The following is an 18,373-nucleotide window of genomic DNA, read 5'->3' on the forward strand; positions in this document are numbered from 1 at the left end:
CCCGAATCGAGCACAGCATGTCCGACTCCCCCAACCGGTCCGGCCTCTCCTCCGCCGCCGGGGACCTCGCGAGAGCGACGGACGCCGCACGGCCCGCCTCCCCCGCCCAGCACGGAATCTGGCTGACCGGAAGGCTCACCCACGTACCCGAGGTGTTCCACCTCGCGCTGCGGATCGGCTTCGACCGGATCGACACCGACGCACTGGCCCGCGCCGTGGACGCGACCGTCGCCCGGCACCCCGCGCTCTCCTCCGCCCTGGTGGAACGGAACGGCGTGCTCCACCCCGTTCCGGCCGGACGGGCGCCCGCGCTCACCGTCCTGGACCCGGCCGGCGAGCCGCTCGACGAGTGTGCCGACGCCCGCGCCAAGCGGCTCGCCGAGGAACTCGCCCTGCCGTTCGACCTGGCCCGGGGGCCGCTCGCCCGGTTCACCCTGGACCGGCGGGCGGACGGCGGCGCCGAGCTGCTGGTGGTGGCGCACCACGTGGTGTTCGACGGGAACTCCAAGGACGTCCTGGTCGCGGACCTCGCCGCCGGGTACGCCGCCGCGCTCGCGTCCTCGGCGGCGGACGAGGCACGGTCCGAGGCGGACGGCGCGAACACGAACGGGGACGGAGGCGCGGACACGGACACCGACGGGGGTGCCGTACCGCTGCCGGACGCCGGCCTCCTGGCCCGGGCCGCCGCCTTCCACGGCCCCCGCTGGGCGGCCGCCACCGCCCCGGTGCTCCCGGGCCGCCCCCGCGCCGTCACCGACGCCGGCCCCGGCGAGTCCGTCGCCTGGCGGCTCGACGGCACGGCCTCGGCGGCCCTCGCGGAGGCCGCACGGAGCGCCGGGGTCACCCGCTTCGAGTTCCTGCTCGCCGCCCTGCACGGCCTGCTGCACCGCTACGGCGGCGAGGCCGTCCCGGTCGCCGTCCCCTTCTCCACCCGCGCCCCTCGACAGCGCGGCGCGATCGGCCTGTACGTCAACGAGCTGCCCGTGTACGCCCCGGCCGGCCAGGACGGGGACACGCCGTTCGCGCACTACGCCGCCGCCGTGCGCGCCGAGGCCCGGCTGGTCTCCGCGCACCGCGCCGTCCCGTTCGGCAGCGCCGTCCCCGGCCTCACCCCCCGGGCCGGGCTGGCGCCGGTCTCCTTCGGCTACCGCCGCCGCACCACCGCGGACCCCGTCTTCCCGGGCAGCACCGCGCTGGTCGACTGGACCGTCTTCCCGCACGCGGCCCGCAACACCCTGCACCTCCAGGCCGTCGACGGCGCCGACGGGATCGACCTCTCGCTCCAGTACGACCCGGCCGTGCTCGCCTCCGCCGCCGCGCGGCGGATCGCCGGGCACCTCGCGACCCTGCTCGCCGCCGCCGTGGCCGACCCGACCACCCCGCTCGGCGACCTGCCCCTGCTCGACGGGGCCGAGCGGCACCTCGTCACCACCGCCTGGAACGACACCGCCCACCCCTACCCCGCCGGGCGGACGGTGCTCGACCTGGTCCGGGAGCACGCCTCCGCCACGCCCGACGCGCTCGCCGTGGTGGCCGGGGAGGAACGGCTGACCTACCGGGAGCTGCTGCGCCGCGCCGACCGGCTGGCCGGGGCGCTCACCGCGGCCGGGATCGGCCGGGACGACCTGGTCGGCCTGCACCTCGCCCGCACCGCCGACCTGCCGGCCGCGCTGCTCGCCGTGCACGCGGTCGGCGCCGGCTACCTCCCGCTCGACCCCGGCTACCCGGCCGAGCGGCTCGCCTTCGTGCTCGCCGACTCCGGCGCCGCGCTGCTGCTGGCCGACCGCGAACCGGCACCCGAGGTGGCGGCCGCCGCACCGGCGGTGCTCCGGCCGGGCGCCACCTCGGCCCCGGCGGACACCGACACCGCGTCCCGGACCGGGGCCGACCCCGGCCGGCTGGCGTACGTGCTGTACACCTCCGGCTCCACCGGCCGTCCCAAGGGCGTCGAGATCGGCCACCGGGCGCTGGTCAACCTGCTCACGGCCTTCGCCGCGCAGCTCGGCTCCGGCCCCCGGGACGTCTGGCTCGGCCTCACCTCGCTCTCCTTCGACATCTCCGCCCTGGAACTGCTGCTGCCGCTGACCACCGGCGGCCGGCTGGTGCTGGCCCCGGACGGTCTGGCCGTGGACGGCCCCGGGCTGCGCGCGCTGGTCCGACGCGAGGGTGTCACCCACGTCCAGGCGACCCCCTCGGGCTGGCGGGTCCTGCTCGGCGCCGGGCCGCTGCCCTCCGGTCTGACCGGCCTGGTCGGCGGGGAGGCCCTGCCGCTGCCGCTGGCCCGGCAGCTGCGGGCCGGCACCGACCGTCTGTTCAACGTCTACGGGCCCACCGAGACCACCGTCTGGTCCACCTGCGCCGAGTTGCCGGACGCCCCGGAGGCGGTCCGGATCGGGCGGCCGATCGCCAACACCCGCGCCCTGGTGCTCGACCGGCGCCGCCGGCCGCTGCCGATCGGCGTGCCCGGCGAACTCCACCTGGGCGGCGACGGGCTCGCCAAGGGCTACCTGGACCGGCCGGAGCTCACCGCCGAGCGCTTCGTCGACGACCCCTTCGGCGCCCCCGGCGACCGGCTCTACCGCACCGGCGACCTGGTGGCCTGGAGCCCGGACGGCGAACTGGAGTTCCTCGGCCGGATCGACGACCAGGTCAAGATCCGCGGCCACCGGATCGAGCTGGGCGAGGTCGAAGCGGCACTGCTGACCCATCCGGCGGTCGCGGAGGCCGCCGCCGCCGTGCACCGGGAGGAGGCCGGTGCGCCCGGCACCGAGGACGAGGCGAACGGCGGTGACGACGAGCCGTTCGTCGCGGGCTACCTCGTCCCGGCCGCCGGGCAGACCGCTCCCGAGCAGGCCGAACTCCGGGCCTTCCTGAAGCGGTCGCTGCCCGGCGCGGCCGTCCCGCAGCGCTTCCTGGTGCTCGACCGGCTGCCGCTCACGCCCAACGGCAAGCTGGACCGCCGCGCGCTGCCCGTGCCGCCGGTGCCGGTCGAGGCCCCGGCCGGCCCCGCCGCCGGTCCGGAGGCGGAGGCGGAAGCGCAGGACGAGGTGCTCGCCGCCGTGCTCGGGATCTGGTCCGAGGTGCTGCGACTGCCCGGCCTCGGCCCCGAGGACGACCTCTTCGACCTCGGCGGGCACTCCCTGACGATCATTCAGATCACCGCCAGGATCCGTGACCTGCTGGGGGTCGAACTCGACTTCGACGTGTTCTTCGCCACGCCGACCCCGCTCGGCATCGCCGCCGCCGTCCGCGAACTGCGGTGACCCCCGGGGCGGGGCGGCCCGGTCCGCGCCGCCCCGCATTCCTCCCCGCACCCGCTCCCCGCGCCCTCCCTGCCCCGCGCCCCCTGCCCCGCGCCCCCTCCCCCGCGGCGGCCCGCCCCGTGGCGATCCCGCCCGACGGCACCGCAGCCGCCGCCCGACGTGCGCCGAATGGAACGACCCATGACCGACCTCCAGGACCCCGCGACCGGGCTGTCCGCGACCAAACGCGCCCTGCTCGCCCAGCGCCTGCGTGCGGCCGCCGGCACCACCACGGCGGCGGACACCACCGCGCCCGCCTCCGGCGGCGGCACTCCTCCCGGGGCGGCCCCCGCCACCACCGTCCCCGTCCGGCCCCCGGGCAGCGCGGTCCCGCTCTCCAGCGGGCAGGAACGCCTCTGGTTCATGGACCAGTTCGCGCCCGGCTCCACCGCCTGGACGCTGGCCCCGGCCCGCCGGCTGCGCGGCCCGCTGGACCGCACCGCGCTCGACGCCGCCCTCACCGGGCTGCTCGCCCGGCACGAGGCGCTGCGGATGAGCTTCCCCGCTGCCCTTGAGGGCACCGCCGAGGTCCGGATCGCCGAACCCGCCCCGCTCAGCGCCGAGTTCGTCGACGCGAGCGGCGACCCGGACCCGGCCGGGCGGGCCGCCCGTGAGCTCGGCGAGCGGGTGGCACGACCGTTCGACCTGGCCGAGGGCCCGCTGCTGCGCGCCCTGCTGGTGCGCACCGCGCCGGACGAGCACGTGCTCGCGCTGGTCATGCACCACATCGTCAGCGACGGCTGGTCGCTCGACATCCTGCACCGCGAACTCGACGCGCTGTACGCCCGCCACGCGCACGGCACCGAGGACCGGCTGCCCGGACTGCCGGTGCAGTTCGGCGACTACGCCGCCTGGCAGCGGGAGCGGCTGGCCGGCGAGGCCCTGGCCGGCTCGCGGGCGTACTGGCGCGAGGAACTGCGCGACGTCCCGGCCCTGGAACTGCCGACCGACCGGCCCAGGCCGCCGGTACTGACCTTCGAGGGGGCCGCCACCGAGTTCCACTGGAGCAGCGAACTCGGCCGGGGTGTCAGTGACTTGGCCCGCTCCTCGGGCGCCTCCGGGTACATGGTGCTGATGGCGGCGCTGCAGACCCTGCTCGGCCGGCACGCCGGGCGGCGGGACTTCGCGATAGGTTCCGCGGTGGCCGGCCGGCTGCACCGCGAACTCGAGGGCGTGGTCGGCCTGTTCGTCAACATGCTGCCGATCCGGGCCCGACTGGACGGCGATCCGACCTTCGCCGAGCTGCTCGGCCGGGTCCGCGGCACCACCCTCGACGCGTACACCCACCAGGAGGTGCCGTTCGAGCAGATGGTGGCCGATCTGGACATCGAGCGCGATGCCAGCCGGTCCGCCGTGTTCCAGGTCAGCTTCGCCTACCAGAACTACGGCGAGCGCGGCGCCGGAGCAGGCCCGCAGGCGCCCGGCGCGCCCACCGCCGAGGGCTTCGGGCACGAGGCCGCCACCACCCGCACCGACCTCGCGTTCTACCTGCGGGAGAAGTCCGACGGCGGCCTCTACGGGCTGCTCACCTACCGCACCGACCTGTTCGACGCCGGGACCGTGCGCCGGCTGGTCGAGCGCTTCGAACTCCTCCTCACGGCGGCGGTCGCCGACCCGGACCGGCCGCTCTCCCGGCTCCCCCTCACCACCCCCGCCGAACGCCGGGACGTCCTGGAGCGCTGGGCCGCCGGGCCCGCGCTGCCCGACCCGGACGGCGCCCCGGCCACCCTGACCGCCCTGCTGGCCGCCACCGCCCGCGCCCACCCCGACCGGCCCGCCCTGGAGTCCGAGGGCCGCACCGTCACCTATCGCGAGCTGGACGAGCGCGCCACCGGCCTCGCCCGCCGGCTGCGCGCGCTCGGCGTCGGCCCGGACGACCGGGTCGCGGTCTGCCTGGAGCAGTCGCCCGAGCTGGCGGTGGCCCTGCTCGGCGTGCTGAAGGCCGGCGGCGCCTATCTGCCGCTGGACCCGGAGCAGCCGCCCGCCCGGCTCGCCCACCTGGTCGCCGACGCCGGGGCCCGGGCGCTGCTCACCGATTCCGCCCTGCGCGAGCGCTTCCCCGGTCACCTCCCCGGCCAGGACACCGCGGTGCTGCTGCTGGACACCGAGCCGCCGGCGCGGGACGCCGAGCCGCTGCCGGAGCTCTCCGGGCCGGACCACCTGGCCTACGTCATCTACACCTCCGGCTCCACCGGCACCCCCAAGGGCGTCGCCGTCCAGCACCGGCAGATCCTCAACTACCTGGCCGGGGTGCGGGAACGGCTGCGGATCGAGCCCGGGGCGAGCTACGGGCTGCTGCAGTCGCTGGCCTTCGACTTCAGCATGACGATGCTCTACCTCGCGCTGAGCACCGGCGGCCGGGTCCACCTGCTGCCGCGCCGGATCGCCGGAGCCGAACTCGCCGAGCGGATCGAGGCGTTGGAGCTCGACCACCTCAAGATGACCCCCTCGCACCTGGCCGCGCTGAGCGCCGACGCCCCGATGGAACGGCTGCTGCCACGCCGGTCGCTGGTGCTCGGCGGCGAGGCCTCGGCCTGGCCGTGGGCCGCCGGACTGGCCGCCCTCGGCCGGTGCGCGGTGTTCAACCACTACGGCCCCACCGAGGCCACCGTCGGCGTGACCGTGCACGAGGTCACCGCCGACGCCGCCGGACCGGGCAGCACCCCGATCGGCACCCCGCTCGCCGGGGCCCGCTGCCACGTCCTGGACGAGGCCGGGCAGCCGGTGCCGCCGGGCGTCACCGGCGAGCTGTACCTCGGCGGCGACCGGCTCGCCCGCGGCTACCTGGGCCGCCCGGAGCTGACCGCCGAGCGCTTCGTCGACGACCCCTTCGGCGCCCCCGGCGACCGGCTCTACCGCACCGGCGACCTGGCCCGCTGGCGCACCGACGGCACGCTCGACTACCTCGGCCGGGCCGACGACCAGATCAAGGTGCGCGGCTACCGGGTGGAACCCGGCGAGATCGAGGCGGCCCTCACCGCCCTGCCCGGGATCGGCCAGGCCGTCGTGCTGGCCCGCGGCGAGGGACTGCGGCAGACGCTGGTCGCCTACCTGGAGCACCCCGGCGACGGACCCGTGCCCACCCCGGCCGAACTGCGCGACACCCTGGGCGAGTCGCTGCCCGACTACATGGTCCCGGCCCGGTTCGTGGTGCTGGACCGGCTGCCCCTGCTCGCCCACGGCAAGGTCGACCGGCGCAACCTGCCCGAACCCGAGGAGCCCGCGGCGAGCGGCGAGTTCGTCGAACCGGAGGGCGAGGCCGAGGAGTTCCTCGCCGCGCTCTGGGCGGAGCTGCTCGGGGTGCCCCGGGTCGGCGCCCTGGACGACTTCTTCGAGCTCGGCGGGCACTCGCTGCTGGCCACCCAGGTGGTCGCCAAGCTGCGCCGCGCCTTCCCCGAACTCCCCACCCCGGTCGGGGTGATGGACCTCTTCAAGTACCCCACGGTGCGCCGGCTGGCCGCCCTGGTCAGCGACCCGCACGCCGACCGGGGCCCGCGCAGCCTGCTGCACCTGCTCACGCCGGCCGGCCGCCGGACCACCGCCAGCCTGGTCTGCACCCCGTACGGCGGCGGCAGCGCGCTCATCTACAAGCCGCTCGCCGATGCCCTGCCCGCCGACTGGGCCCTGCACTCGCTCGCCGTCCCCGGGCACGAACTGGGCGAGGAGGCCATGGACATCGACGAGGTCGCGGCCGGCTGCGCCCAGGAGATCCTGGACACCGTCGAGGGCCGGATCGTGCTGTACGGCCACTGCGGCGTCGGCGTCCGGCTGGCCGTGGAGATCGCCCGGCGGGTGGAGGCGGCCGGCCGCGAGGTCGAGGCCGTCCACCTCGGCGGGATCTTCCCGTTCGCCCGCCCGCGCGGGCGCGGCGCCGCCGTCGGCGAGTGGTGGTCCCGCACCGCGGACCGGCTGCGCAGCGACCAGGGCATGATCAACGCCCTGGCGGCGGCGGGTCTGGACACCGACGAGGTCGGCGTCGAGCAGCTGCGGCTGATGGTCGCCAACCGGCGGATCGGCACCCGGGAGGCCGAGCAGTACTTCACCCGGCTGTTCGAGAGCGAGGACGGCCGGATCGCCGCCCCGGTGTACGCGGTCTGCGGCGACCGGGACCCGGCCACCGAGTTCTACGAGGAGCGGTACCGGGAGTGGCACCGGCTCAGCGACACCACCGGCGTCGTGGTGCTCGACGAGGCGGGCCACTTCTACCTCAAGTACCGGGCCGCCGAGCTCGCCGAGATCCTCACCACCGTGCACCGCTCGGTGGTCGACGGCGAGGAGGAGCGGCACCGGCGCACCGAGGGCGCGACCTGGTGGCTGGCCGGGCTGTCCCGGGACGCCGCCGAGCCCGCGCCGACGGCCGCGACCCCCGCGGTACGGCCCACCATGCGCCGCTTCCTCGGTGTCGCCGCCGGGCAGCAGATCTCGATGATCGGCTCGGCGCTGACCGAGTTCGCCCTGCCGGTCTGGATCTACCTCACCACCGGCTCGCTCGCGCAGTTCGGCCTGCTGGCCGCCTGCGGCCTCGTCCCCGGCATCCTCAGCGCCCCGCTGGCCGGCGCACTGGTGGACCGCGGCGACCGGCGCCGGATCATGCTGTACGGCGATGTCGCGGCGGGCCTCACCCAGGCGGTGATGCTGCTGCTGTACCTGACCGACTCGCTCGCGGTGTGGCACGCCTACGTCCTGATCGCGGTGCTGTCGACGGCGCTGACCTTCCAACGGCTGGCCTGGAACTCGGCCGTGCCGCAGCTCGTGCCCAAGCGCTTCCTCGGCCGCGCCAACGGCGTCGTCCAGATGGCCTTCGGCCTCGCCCAGTTCCTGGTCCCGCTGTTCGCGGTCGGCCTGCTGTCGGCGCTCGGGCTCGGCGGCATCCTCGCGATGGACGTGGCCAGCTACGTCGTCGCCACCGGTGTGACCCTGGCCGTGCGCTTCCCCGACGTGATGGCCGCGCGGCGCCGCGAGAGCGTCGGCGCGGAGATCCGGGCCGGCTTCCGGCGGGCGCTGGGCAGCCGCAACTTCCGGGCGATGCTGCTCTTCTTCGCCGTGCTCAACATCTTCCTGTCGCCGCTGTTCCTGCTCACCACCCCGCTGGTGCTGTCCTTCGCCCCGCTGGCCGCCGCCGGCTGGGTCTCGGTCGCGGCCGGGCTCGGCGCCGTCCTCGGCGGCCTGACCCTGCTGGTGTGGGGCGGGCCGCGCCGGCTGCGGCTGCGCGGGGTCCTGCTCGCCACCCTCGGCCTGGCCGCCGCCTGCCTGGTGACCGGCCTGCGGCCGAGCACCCTGCCGGTCGCGCTCGGCGCCTTCGGCATGGCGTACGGGCTGGCCCTGGTCAACGGCGTCTACGCGACGATCGTGCAGACCAAGGTGCCGCTGCGCTTCCACGGCCGGGTGATCGCCGTCAACACCATGGTCGCCTGGTCCACCCTTCCGGTCGGTTTCGCCCTGGTCGCCCCGCTCGGACCGCGCCTGGTCCAGCCCTGGGTGGACGCGGACGGCCCGCTGGCCGGCAGCGTCGGCCGGCTGATCGGCACCGGCGAGGGCCGCGGCATCGGACTGCTGTACCTGCTGTTCGGGCTCGCCATGGCCCTGCTGGTGCTGGTCTGCCTCGCCGTCCCCGCCCTGCGGCACTTCGACCGCGACGTCCCGGACGCCGAGCCCGACGACCTGGTCGGCCTGGCCACCCTCGCGGCCCGCGCCGGGACCGCCACCCCCGTCTCGACCGAACTCCCCTCCGCACCCGCATCCCGCACCGGAACCGAGGCCGCCGCCCGATGACCACCACCGACCGGACCGCCGGCCCCGCCCGGCCCGTCGAGGCCGTCCACCCGCTCACCGAGGAGCAGCGCCGGCTCTGGTTCCTCCAGCAGCTCCACCCCGCCGACGCGGGCTTCAACATGTACCTGTGCCGCCGCTGGAGCGGCCCGCTCGACGTGACCGCGCTGCGCACCGCGCTCGACCGGCTGACCGCCCGGCACGAGCCGCTGCGCACCCGCTTCGCCCTGGACGGCGAGGCGCCCGTGCAACTCGTCGAGCCCGCCGCGCCCGTCCCGCTCGACCTCGTCGCGCTGGCCGCGGGCGCCGGCGAGGCGGACTTCACCGAGGCCTGCCGCCCCACCGTCAACGCGCCGTTCGACCTCGGCGGGCGCCCGCCGCTGCGCGCCGTCCTGGTCTCGGCCGGGCCGCACGAGCACGCGCTCGCGCTGGTCGTCCACCACATCGTCTCGGACGGCTGGTCGTTCCGGATCCTCTGGCGCGAACTGCTCGCGCTCTACCGGGAGGCCCTCGGCGAGGCGCCGGCCGGGCTGGCGCCGCTCGCCCTGCGCTACGGCGACGTCGCCCGCGCCGAGCAGCAGCGCGCGGAGGCGGGCGGCACCGAGGCCGCGTTCCGCTACTGGGCGGAGAAGCTGGCCGGCACCGGCCGGCTGCGGCTTCCGCTGGACCGCCCGCGCCCGGCGGACGCCCGGCACCCGGCCGGCTTCGCCACCACCGCCCTCGGCCCGGAACTCACCTCGGCCCTGGACGCCCTGGCCCGCCGGGAGCGCTGCACCCCGTTCATGGTGCTGCTCGCCGCCTACCAGTGCGTGCTGGCCCGCTGGACCGGCAGCACCGACTTCGTGGTCGGCACCCCGCTCGCGGGCCGCACCGAGGCCGCCCAGGAGGAACTGGTCGGCTACTTCGCCCGCACCGGGGTGCTCCGCGCCGACCTCACCGGCGAGCCCGACTTCCGTACCGTCCTGCACCGCGTGCGCACCGCCACCCTGGGCGCGCTGAGCCACCAGGACGTGCCGCTGGAGCGGCTCGCCACCCATCTGGGCCTGCCCGCCGAGGCCGGCGCGGCGCCGCTCTACCAGGCGGTGTTCGTGCACCAGAGCCAGTACGACCTGGCCGGCGAGGACGGCGGCACCCCGCTGCCCGCCGGGGTCCGCACCGCTTCCATGGACTCCGGCTTCGAACGTGCCAAGACCGATCTGCTGCTGGACAGTTGGCGCACACCGGACGGAGGGCTGACGCTCTCCTTCTGCTTCGACCGGGAGGTGCTCCACAGCGAGACGGTGGCCGCGCTCGGCACCCGCTGCCACGCCCTGCTCACGGCCGCCGTGGCCGACGTGACGGTGCCGCTGCACGGGGACTGGCTGATCGGGCCGGACGAGCGGGCCGAACTGCTCGCCCTCGGCACCGGTCCGGATCCGCGCCCCGGCGTCCTCCCGGTCCTCGACCGCTTCGCCGCGCGGGTCGCGGCGGCCCCGGAGGCACCCGCCCTGGAATGCGCGGGTCGCACCCTCTCCTACGCCGAACTCGACCGCCTTTCGGACGAGTTGGCCGGTCGTCTGGGTGCCGTGGCCGGGCGGCCGGTCGCCGTCCGGCTGAGCCCGTCCTTCGAGCTGGTGACGGCGCTGCTGGCGATCTGGAAGGCCGGTGCGGGCTACCTGCCGCTCGACCCGGCCCATCCGGAGGAGCGCCGGCGGCTGATGCTGCGCGAGTCGGGCGCCGTCGCGCTCCTGACGGACGAGGACGGTACCGGGCTGCGCGTGGTGCCCACCCCGGCCGGCCCGGGTACGGCCGAGGACCTCTCCGGCATCGCCTACGTGCTCTACACCTCCGGCTCCACCGGCACCCCCAAGGCCGTGGCCGTCGACCACGCCGCCCTCGCCGCCCGGGTGGACTGGATGGCCGGGCCCGACGGCTACCGATTGACGCCCGGGGACCGGATCGTCCAGTTCGCCTCGATCGGCTTCGACACCCACGCCGAGGAGCTGTGGCCCGCGCTCGCCTCAGGCGCGTGCGTGGTGCTGCTCCCCGGCGGCGGCCGCACCCTGCCCGAGCTGCTGCGCGGCCCGGACGGCCCGTCCGTCACCGTGCTCGACCTGCCCACCGCCTACTGGGAGGAGCTGGTCTCGCACGACGACCGCACCCCGTGGCCGGCCGCCCTGCGACTGGTGGTGCTCGGCGGCTCCGAGGTCCGCGCCGAGGCCGTCGCCCGCTGGCGGGAGCGGCACGGCGACACCGTCCGGCTGGTCAACACCTACGGCCCGACCGAGGCCACCGTGATCGTCACCGCCACCGACCTCGGTGCCCCGGACGCCGCCCGCCGGCCGTCCCTGGGCCGCCCGCTGCCCGGGGTGCGGCTGTACGTGCTGGACGAGCGCGGCGCGCTGCTGCCGCGCGGCTCCGAGGGCGAGCTGCACATCGGCGGCACCGGCCTCGCCCGGGGCTACCTGGGCCGCCCCGACCTGACGGCCCCGGCGTTCCCGCGGGATCCGTTCGGCGACGGGCGGATGTACCGCACCGGCGACCGGGCGCGCTGGCGCAGCGACGGCGCGCTCGACTACCTCGGCCGCGGCGACGAGCAGGTCAAACTGCGCGGCTACCGGATCGAACCGGCCGAGATCGAGGCCGCCCTGACCGCGCTCCCGGAGGTGGCCCGGGCCGCCGCCGTGGTGCGCGGCGGCCGCCGCCTGGTCGCGTACGCCGTCCCGGCCCCGGGTGCGGAGCCCGACGCCGCCGCCCTGCGCGAGCACCTGACCGGGCTGCTGCCCGCCTACCTGGTGCCCGACACCGTCGTCCTCCTCGACACCCTGCCGCTGACCCTCAACGGCAAGCTCGACACCGACGCCCTCCCGGAACCGGCCGCAGCCACCGGGCGCCCGTACGTGGCGCCGCGGACCGATGCCGAGCAGCTGGTCGCCCAGCTGTGGCAGGAGGTCCTGGGGGTGCCCCGGGTGGGAGCGCTGGACGACTTCTTCGAACTCGGCGGCGACTCCCTGCTGGTGACCCGGGTCGTCGCCCGGATCCGCGCGGGCGTCGGCCTGGACGTCCCGATCCGCGACGCCTTCGAGCTGTCCACGGCGGCGGCGCTGGCGGCCCGGGTCGAGGAGCTGCTCATCGCCGAGATCGAGGCCCTGAGCGAGGACGAGGCGGCCGACCGCCTCGACGGCTGACCGTCGGAGCGGACGACCGGACGGCTGACCACCGCCGGGGTACGGGTGCCTACCTGGGCGCCCGCGCCTCGGCGGCCGCCTTCAGGTCGGTCAGCCACGCGTCCAGCCCCGCCCGCAGGATCCCGATCGCCAGCGGCACGTTCGCGTCGACCTGCGGCCCGGTGTGGGTCTCCTCGGTGCTCACCCGCACCCCGCCGCGCACCTTGGTGAAGTTCCAGACGTGCACGCCGTCGATGTGCAGCCCCTCGCCGTCGGCCGGGCCGGTCCAGCGGATGCAGGAGCGGTCCTTGACCTGTCGCACGGTCGAGGTGATGTCCAGCGCGCTGGCCGGGATCCCGACCTCGGGCGGGATCGGCGTCGTCCAGTGGAACGCCGACCCGGCGCGGAAGCGCCCGTGGTCCAGCCGCTCGGCACTGCTGACCGCCCGCTGCCAGGACGGCCAGCGGTCGACGTCCGTCTGCAGCTTCCAGATCACGTCCAGCGGCGCGTCGATCACGGCCTCGGTCCGGTAGCGGACCTGCGCGGCGGGGTCGACCCCGGCGCCCCGGCAGGTGAGGCCCTTGGCGCTGTGCGCGCCGGCGGGCGCCGCGGCACCGCCGAGCAGTGCGGCCACCAGCGGGACCGTGATCGCGGCGGCCCGGATTCCGGCCTTGCGCATACCGAACATGATGTTTCCTTCCCTAGCCCTCATTCTGCTTGTTAGAAGTTCTAACTCCTCATCGCCCCAAGAGTCAATAGCTTCCGTGATACCCTCTAACCAACACATTCCGAGAGGCGACCCCCACGATGGCGAAGAGCGACCCCACCACCCCCCGCGAGCGCTACCGCACCCAGGTCCGCGCCGAGGTCATGGAACGCGCCTGGGAACAGATCGCCACCGCCGGCGCCTCCGCCCTCTCGCTGAACGCGATCGCCAAGCAGATGGGCATGAGCGGCCCCGCCCTCTACCGCTACTTCGCCAACCGGGACGAGCTGATCACCGAACTCGTCCGCGAGGCGTACCGCAGCCTCGCCGACACCCTCCGCACGGCCGCCGACGACGGCGCCGACCTGGCCGGCCTCGCCCGCACCCTGCGCACCTGGGCCCTCGCCGACCCCCAGCGCTACCTGCTGGTCTACGGCACACCCGTGCCCGGCTACCAGGCCCCCGAGGACACGAGGGCGATCTCCCAGGAGATCGCGGTCACCCTGCTGGACGCCTGCGCCACGACCCTCCCCGGGGACGCCCCGGGGTCACCCCTCGCCACCCACCTCGCCGACCACCGCACCTGGGCCGCCGCCCACCCCGCCCCGCCCGAGGCCCTCGCGCTCTTCCTGAGGTTCTGGACCCGCCTCCACGGCGTGCTGTCACTGGAACTCGCCGGCCACTTCACCGGCATGCAGTTCGACCCCGAGATCCTCTTCGACTCCGAACTCACCACCCTGCTCGGCTGATTCAGCCCACCCGCCCGGCCGCCACGGTCCTGGCCCGTGCCATCGGCTCATGAACACCGCCGTCATCGGCCACGCGGTCCGCCCGCCGGACCGATCGTCGCTCTCGCTGATCCGCCCGGTCATGGCGATCACGGACTCGGCCTCGCCCGCCCCGATCCCGGCGTGCGGAGCGGACCCGAGCCCACGCCTGGGTGCAAACTGAGGACGGCGCAGTTGTCGGCGAACCTCGCTCGGCTCTCGCCTACACGCCGGTCCTCTCCCTCGGAGCCCGTCATCACCACCGAAACCGACCCGATCATCTGGATCCGTGACTCCGCCTGCGGCCTCGGTCCCTACCGCGCCGACCTTGTCGAAACGTACTGGCGCTGGGAGCAGGATCCGGCGCTGCTCGTGGGGTACGGGCGGCAGCAACCCGAGTCACTGGAAGCTCGCGCGGAGGGGATGGCGGCGCAACTTCGGGGGGACAATATCCGGTTCACCATTTACGACCTGGTGGGCGACGCCGCCGTGCCGGTCGGCGTCGCCACGCTGCTACCGGATGCCGCCGTTCGCACGGCCGAGTACGTGGTGATGCTGGCGCCCGAGGCGCGAGGGCGAGGATTGGGGACGGCGGCGACGCGTCTCGCGCTGGACTACGCGTTCCACATCACCAATCTGCGGATGATCTGGCTCAAGGTACTCGCACCCAACCGGCCTGCTGTCCGCGCTTATGAGAAGGCAGGATTCCGGACCGTCGGCGCCTTGCGAGAGGCGGGGTACTGGCAGGGAGAGGTCTGTGACGAGGTGGTCATGGATGCCCTCGCCGCAGAGTTCGCCGGGCAATCGGTGGTGGCTCCCCTGTTTCAGATCTGACGTGCCGCCATCAGTGGTTCGCCTCGCTCGTGACGGGAGTCGGCCGGGTCGGTCCACCAGAGTTCACTCCTCTCCTCGAACCGACCGGCCACTTCACCGGCATGCAGGTCGACGCTGTACTGCTCTTCGAGTCCGAACTCGCGACCGTGCTCGGCTGATTCACGAATCCTGGCAGGCCCGTTCGGGTCAGGGGCGGCGCGTCGCGACAATCGCCGAGCTGGTGGGCGTGGTGAGTATCTCGGTGGCGTGAACAGCGGGATGGGTGAGGTAGAAGAGCCGGAGTTCGTCCACCTCGCCGCCGTAGCGGGGCGGCCAGTCGGGCGAGGGGGTGAAGTCGTCCAGGACGAGCAGGCCGCCGGGGGCGAGCAGTTCGACCACCCGCTGCGGGTCGTCGCGCTTGCCGCCGCCGTCGCAGAAGAAGACGTCGAAGGGCGCGTACGGCTCGAGCAGCCGCCAGTCCCCGGTGAGGACGCTCACCCGCCCGTCGTCCGCGAAGACGCCGGCTGCTCGACGCGCCAGATCCTCGTCACGCTCCACAGTGACCAGGTGCGCACCGGCGCCGAGGCCGCTGTGCAGCCATGCGGTTCCGACTCCCGACCCGGTACCGCTCTCCGCGATGACCCCCTCGGGCTTCGAAGCCGCAGCCAGGCCGAGCAACCGGCCCACCTGAGGAATGCAGCTCTTCTCGAACGCCACCTCCGCAGCCATGAGTTCCGCGGTCAGCACGCGTGACGGAACGGCGTGTTCTGCCATTTTCCTGGCCCCCTTCGAACGGCGTACGTGACGCTACCCGCCGGTCGAGGCGCCCGCACCCTTGACGGGAGTCGGGCGGGTCCCGCATGGTGTGGCCCACTCCCTTGCACCGCTTGCCCCCATCGGTACTCCCCCACCCGGAGACGGCATGCGTGCACTCGTTCAGAACAGACTCCGGCGGCGGGGCGGGCTTTTCGTCGGGCTCGTCGTGGGTGCGCTTACGGCGGCGGCCGCGACGGTCGGGCTGGCCTCCGGGGCCGGCTTCGCGGCCGGGGCGGCGGATCCGCTGCCCAATGTCGATCTGGTCCTCAACGGGGGTTTCGACTCCTACCCGTGGATCTGGAAGTGCGACGGGGACGTCCGGGGCAGCAGCATCCCGCACGACCACTACGTGACGGGGTCCCCGAGCGCCGACAACAACGCGCGGTGCTCGCAGCGGGTGCGGGTGCTGCCGAACTCCGGCTATCTGCTGAACGCCACGGTGCGCGGGCCGTTCGCCTTCGTCGGCGCCACGGGGGCGGGCGGCGAGAACGCCTCGACCTGGTCGAGCGGGAGCGGCTGGAACAACCTGTCGGTGCAGGTGCGGACCGGGCCGGACACCACCGAGCTGACGGTGTACTTCCACGGCTGGTACGAGCAGGCGGCCTACGACGTGCGACGGGTGTCCTTCTCCGGCCCCGGGTACCCACCGCACCCGTGCGGCGAGCCGGGCGGCCCGTCGCCGACGGCCACCGACGGCCCCGCTTCGCCCTCGCCGACCTGCTGGCGGACGTACATCCCCTGACCGGGTCCGAGGAGGTCACGGGGCGAGGCGGCGACGGCGGGCGCGCTGGCGGCAGGCGGCGCCGCAGTAGCGCGCCGGACGGCCGGTGGGGCGGACGGTGAGGGCGGCTCCGCAGTCCTCGCAGACCGGGAGGACCGCGGCGCGCAGGCCCCGGCTGTCACGGAACGAGCGGCCTTCCGTGACAGCCGTGCCGGACGGGCGGAGGCCGTCCAGGGTCAGCCGGACCAGGGCGAGGCCGGCCGCGCGGTCGTGCCGGGCCGTCAGCATCGCGGCGCACCCGATGGTGATCGCCACCACGTCGTCCGGGTCGAGGTCCGGCCGGACACCACCGGCCCGCTGCGCGGCGCCGAGCAGCGCCGCCAGCAGCTGGTGCAGTCGCGCCACCGTGGCGGTCAGGAGCGGGCGCGGCCAGCTCGCGTCGGCCGACATGACGTCGCAGACGGTCACCCTGCTGTTGGAGGTGCCGATGACGTCCAGCAGGAAGCCGAAGAAGGCTTCGGTGGGAGCGGACCGGGCCGTCCGCCGCTCGCCGGAGGCGACGAGTTCGGCCAGCTGTCGGGTCATCACCGCCTCGACGAGGGCGTTCTTGCTCGGGAAGTGCCGGTACACGGTGCCGGCGCCGACACCCGCCCGGCGGGCGATGTCCCCGAGCGGGACGTCCAGCCCCCGCTCGGCGAACGCCTCGGCCGCCGCCGCCAGCACCCGGGCCCGATTGCGGCGGGCGTCGCTCCGGTCGCCCGCGCCGATCACCGTCGTCATGTCACGAAACCCCTTGTGCCCCCGGAGTCAAACGGGTTGGAGTATCCCAGATCCCCGGGGTGAAGCACAGGCCGGGGCGAGGGAGGACGAGATGACCACCGAACACGCCGAACGCAAGGACACCGCCTGGAGCGTCGTCGCCGTGACCGGCGCGACCGGGAAGCAGGGCGGCGCGACGGCCCGGCGGCTGCTGGCCGCCGGGCGGCCGGTGCGCGCCCTGGTCCGGGACCCGGCCGCGCCCGCCGCCGTGGCGCTCGCGGAGGCCGGGGCCGAGCTGGCCGTCGCGGACATCGACCATCCGGCGAGCCTGGGCCCGGCCCTGGCCGGGGCCGGCGCGCTGTTCGTCGTCCCGCCGGTGGCCTACGGGTCGACCGGCCTCGACGAGGAGCTGGAGTTCGGCCGCGGCCGCTCCCTGGCCGACGCGGCCGCCCACGCCGGGATCCGCCAGGTGGTGTTCACCGGCGTCGCCCCGACCACGGGCACGGCGTTCGCGGCCCCGGGGAAGCGGCGGACCGAGGAGTACCTGCGCGAGCGGATCGAACGGGTCACGGTGCTGCGGCCGGTGCGGTTCATGACCAACTATCTGGGCGTGGCCGGGATCGGCTTCGACGGGTTCACCGACGGCGTCCACCGGCACCTCTTCGCACCGGACCAGCCGCTCCAGATGATCGCCCTGGAGGACATCGCCGAGTTCGCCGCCCTGGCCTTCGAGCGGCCGGAGCGGTTCGCCGGGCTCACTCTGGACCTGGCCGGTGACGCCCCGACGCCGGTCGAGGCCGTCGCCGTGATCGGCGCCGCGACCGGGCGGACGCTGCGCTACGAGCGGATCGGCCACGACCAGGCCGCCGCCCTGCATCCCGGGTTCGCCGAGGTCCGCCGGCAGTGGGCCGAGGGCCACCGCTGGCGGGTCGACATCGAGGCACTGCGGGCGCTCCACCCCGGGCTGCGCAGCCTCGGCGACTGGCTCGCCGAGGGCGGCGCCGCCGCGCTGCGGGCCCGGTTCGACGCCGCCGACGCCGTCGACGCCGCGGCCGCCGCGCGGGCAGCCTGACAGATCATCAGGGCAGCTCGAGCAGCGCCCCGCGCCCCCGGAGCCGGTCAGGACGCCGGTCAGGACGCCGGTCCTGACGCCGGCGCGAGAACCTCGCGAAGCTCCCGCACGGCACGGCGCCAGGCGGGTCCGTCCTCGGTCTCGTCCCAGAGCTCGGCGAGTTCGGACTCCTCGGCGAGCACCCGCTCCAGCGCCTGCGCCGCGAGGGGGCGCAGGTCGGCCGGGAAGACCGGGAGGGACTCGTCGGGACCGTAGGCGGTGGTGACCGGCTCGCCGCCGGGGCACTGGGCCGCGACGAGGGCCGCGGCGGCCACCGCTTCGGCCGCCTCGTCGAAATCGAGGTACTCCTCGGCCCCCGTCCCGGCGGCCGCCGCCAGCGCACGGCGGACCAGGCCCTCCCGTTCGCCCGCCGCCGCCCCGTCCAGTCCTGCGCAGAAGTCGGCCGCGGTGTCGTTGTCGAAGTGTCCGATGTCCCAGGTGCCCACAGTGTTCTCCTTCTCGG

General features: G+C 75.3%; 12 protein-coding genes. 8 read left to right on the forward strand and 4 right to left on the reverse strand.

Annotated elements, in window-relative coordinates:
* Positions 1-17 precede the first annotated feature (17 nt).
* The 3 genes from BLU95_RS04820 to BLU95_RS04830 all read left to right on the forward strand — a co-directional run bounded on the left by BLU95_RS04820 (position 18) and on the right by BLU95_RS04830 (position 12,238).
* On the forward strand, positions 18-3,263 hold the full coding sequence (locus BLU95_RS04820) for a non-ribosomal peptide synthetase (RefSeq protein ID WP_093858856.1): 3,246 nt from the start codon (positions 18-20) through the stop codon (positions 3,261-3,263).
* Between the two features lie 180 nt (positions 3,264-3,443).
* A complete protein-coding gene (locus BLU95_RS04825) occupies positions 3,444-9,074 on the forward strand; it encodes a non-ribosomal peptide synthetase/MFS transporter (RefSeq protein ID WP_093858857.1) in 5,631 nt (1,876 codons plus the stop codon).
* Complete coding sequence (locus BLU95_RS04830; protein WP_093858858.1) at positions 9,071-12,238, forward strand: non-ribosomal peptide synthetase; 3,168 nt, start codon at positions 9,071-9,073, stop codon at positions 12,236-12,238. The genes BLU95_RS04825 and BLU95_RS04830 overlap by 4 nt, the downstream gene beginning before the upstream one ends.
* A gap of 49 nt (positions 12,239-12,287) precedes the next feature.
* Here the strand turns inward: BLU95_RS04830 and BLU95_RS04835 are convergent, their stop codons facing one another.
* On the reverse strand, positions 12,288-12,905 hold the full coding sequence (locus BLU95_RS04835) for an SRPBCC family protein (RefSeq protein ID WP_093858859.1): 618 nt from the start codon (positions 12,903-12,905) through the stop codon (positions 12,288-12,290).
* 119 nt (positions 12,906-13,024) lie between these two features.
* Here BLU95_RS04835 and BLU95_RS04840 point away from each other — a divergent pair, with 119 nt between their 5' ends.
* The 3 genes from BLU95_RS04840 to BLU95_RS44960 all read left to right on the forward strand — a co-directional run bounded on the left by BLU95_RS04840 (position 13,025) and on the right by BLU95_RS44960 (position 14,682).
* The gene (locus tag BLU95_RS04840) at positions 13,025-13,672 is read left to right on the forward strand and encodes a TetR/AcrR family transcriptional regulator (RefSeq protein ID WP_093858860.1); all 648 of its coding nucleotides are present in this window, start codon (positions 13,025-13,027) and stop codon (positions 13,670-13,672) included.
* A gap of 213 nt (positions 13,673-13,885) precedes the next feature.
* Entirely contained in the window at positions 13,886-14,524 is a 639-nt protein-coding gene (locus tag BLU95_RS04845; protein WP_231978288.1) for a GNAT family N-acetyltransferase, read from the forward strand.
* Positions 14,525-14,553: 29 nt separating this feature from the next.
* Positions 14,554-14,682, forward strand: a complete 129-nt coding sequence (locus tag BLU95_RS44960; RefSeq protein ID WP_286158618.1) for a hypothetical protein — start codon at positions 14,554-14,556, stop codon at positions 14,680-14,682.
* Positions 14,683-14,710: 28 nt separating this feature from the next.
* On the opposite strand, the gene BLU95_RS04850 is transcribed toward BLU95_RS44960, so the two are convergent.
* Positions 14,711-15,277, reverse strand: a complete 567-nt coding sequence (locus BLU95_RS04850; protein ID WP_093858861.1) for an O-methyltransferase — start codon at positions 15,275-15,277, stop codon at positions 14,711-14,713.
* Between the two features lie 208 nt (positions 15,278-15,485).
* Here BLU95_RS04850 and BLU95_RS04855 point away from each other — a divergent pair, with 208 nt between their 5' ends.
* Positions 15,486-16,061, forward strand: a complete 576-nt coding sequence (locus tag BLU95_RS04855) for a carbohydrate binding domain-containing protein (protein ID WP_159424774.1) — start codon at positions 15,486-15,488, stop codon at positions 16,059-16,061.
* A gap of 15 nt (positions 16,062-16,076) precedes the next feature.
* Here the strand turns inward: BLU95_RS04855 and BLU95_RS04860 are convergent, their stop codons facing one another.
* On the reverse strand, positions 16,077-16,820 hold the full coding sequence (locus BLU95_RS04860; RefSeq protein ID WP_231978290.1) for a TetR/AcrR family transcriptional regulator: 744 nt from the start codon (positions 16,818-16,820) through the stop codon (positions 16,077-16,079).
* Between the two features lie 91 nt (positions 16,821-16,911).
* On the opposite strand from BLU95_RS04860, the gene BLU95_RS04865 reads away from it, so the two are divergent.
* Positions 16,912-17,871, forward strand: a complete 960-nt coding sequence (locus BLU95_RS04865; RefSeq protein ID WP_093858863.1) for an NmrA family NAD(P)-binding protein — start codon at positions 16,912-16,914, stop codon at positions 17,869-17,871.
* A 59-nt stretch (positions 17,872-17,930) separates the two neighbouring features.
* Here the strand turns inward: BLU95_RS04865 and BLU95_RS04870 are convergent, their stop codons facing one another.
* Positions 17,931-18,356: a DUF4259 domain-containing protein gene (locus tag BLU95_RS04870; RefSeq protein ID WP_093858864.1), complete on the reverse strand. Its 426-nt coding sequence runs from the start codon at positions 18,354-18,356 to the stop codon at positions 17,931-17,933.
* Positions 18,357-18,373 lie beyond the last annotated feature (17 nt).

Origin of the sequence: Streptomyces sp. TLI_053 (assembly GCF_900105395.1) — a bacterium.
In the GTDB taxonomy this organism is placed as follows: domain Bacteria; phylum Actinomycetota; class Actinomycetes; order Streptomycetales; family Streptomycetaceae; genus Kitasatospora.

Bases quoted from the DNA above. Each gene is read 5' to 3' on its own strand.
- BLU95_RS04820 (WP_093858856.1), top strand. From the start codon at position 18: ATGTCCGACTCCCCCAACCGGTCCGGCCTCTCCTCCGCCGCCGGGGAC.
- BLU95_RS04825 (WP_093858857.1), top strand. From the start codon at position 3,444: ATGACCGACCTCCAGGACCCCGCGACCGGGCTGTCCGCGACCAAACGC.
- BLU95_RS04830 (WP_093858858.1), top strand. From the start codon at position 9,071: ATGACCACCACCGACCGGACCGCCGGCCCCGCCCGGCCCGTCGAGGCC.
- BLU95_RS04835 (WP_093858859.1), bottom strand. From the start codon at position 12,905: ATGTTCGGTATGCGCAAGGCCGGAATCCGGGCCGCCGCGATCACGGTC.
- BLU95_RS04840 (WP_093858860.1), top strand. From the start codon at position 13,025: ATGGCGAAGAGCGACCCCACCACCCCCCGCGAGCGCTACCGCACCCAG.
- BLU95_RS04850 (WP_093858861.1), bottom strand. From the start codon at position 15,277: ATGGCAGAACACGCCGTTCCGTCACGCGTGCTGACCGCGGAACTCATG.
- BLU95_RS04860 (WP_231978290.1), bottom strand. From the start codon at position 16,820: ATGACGACGGTGATCGGCGCGGGCGACCGGAGCGACGCCCGCCGCAAT.
- BLU95_RS04865 (WP_093858863.1), top strand. From the start codon at position 16,912: ATGACCACCGAACACGCCGAACGCAAGGACACCGCCTGGAGCGTCGTC.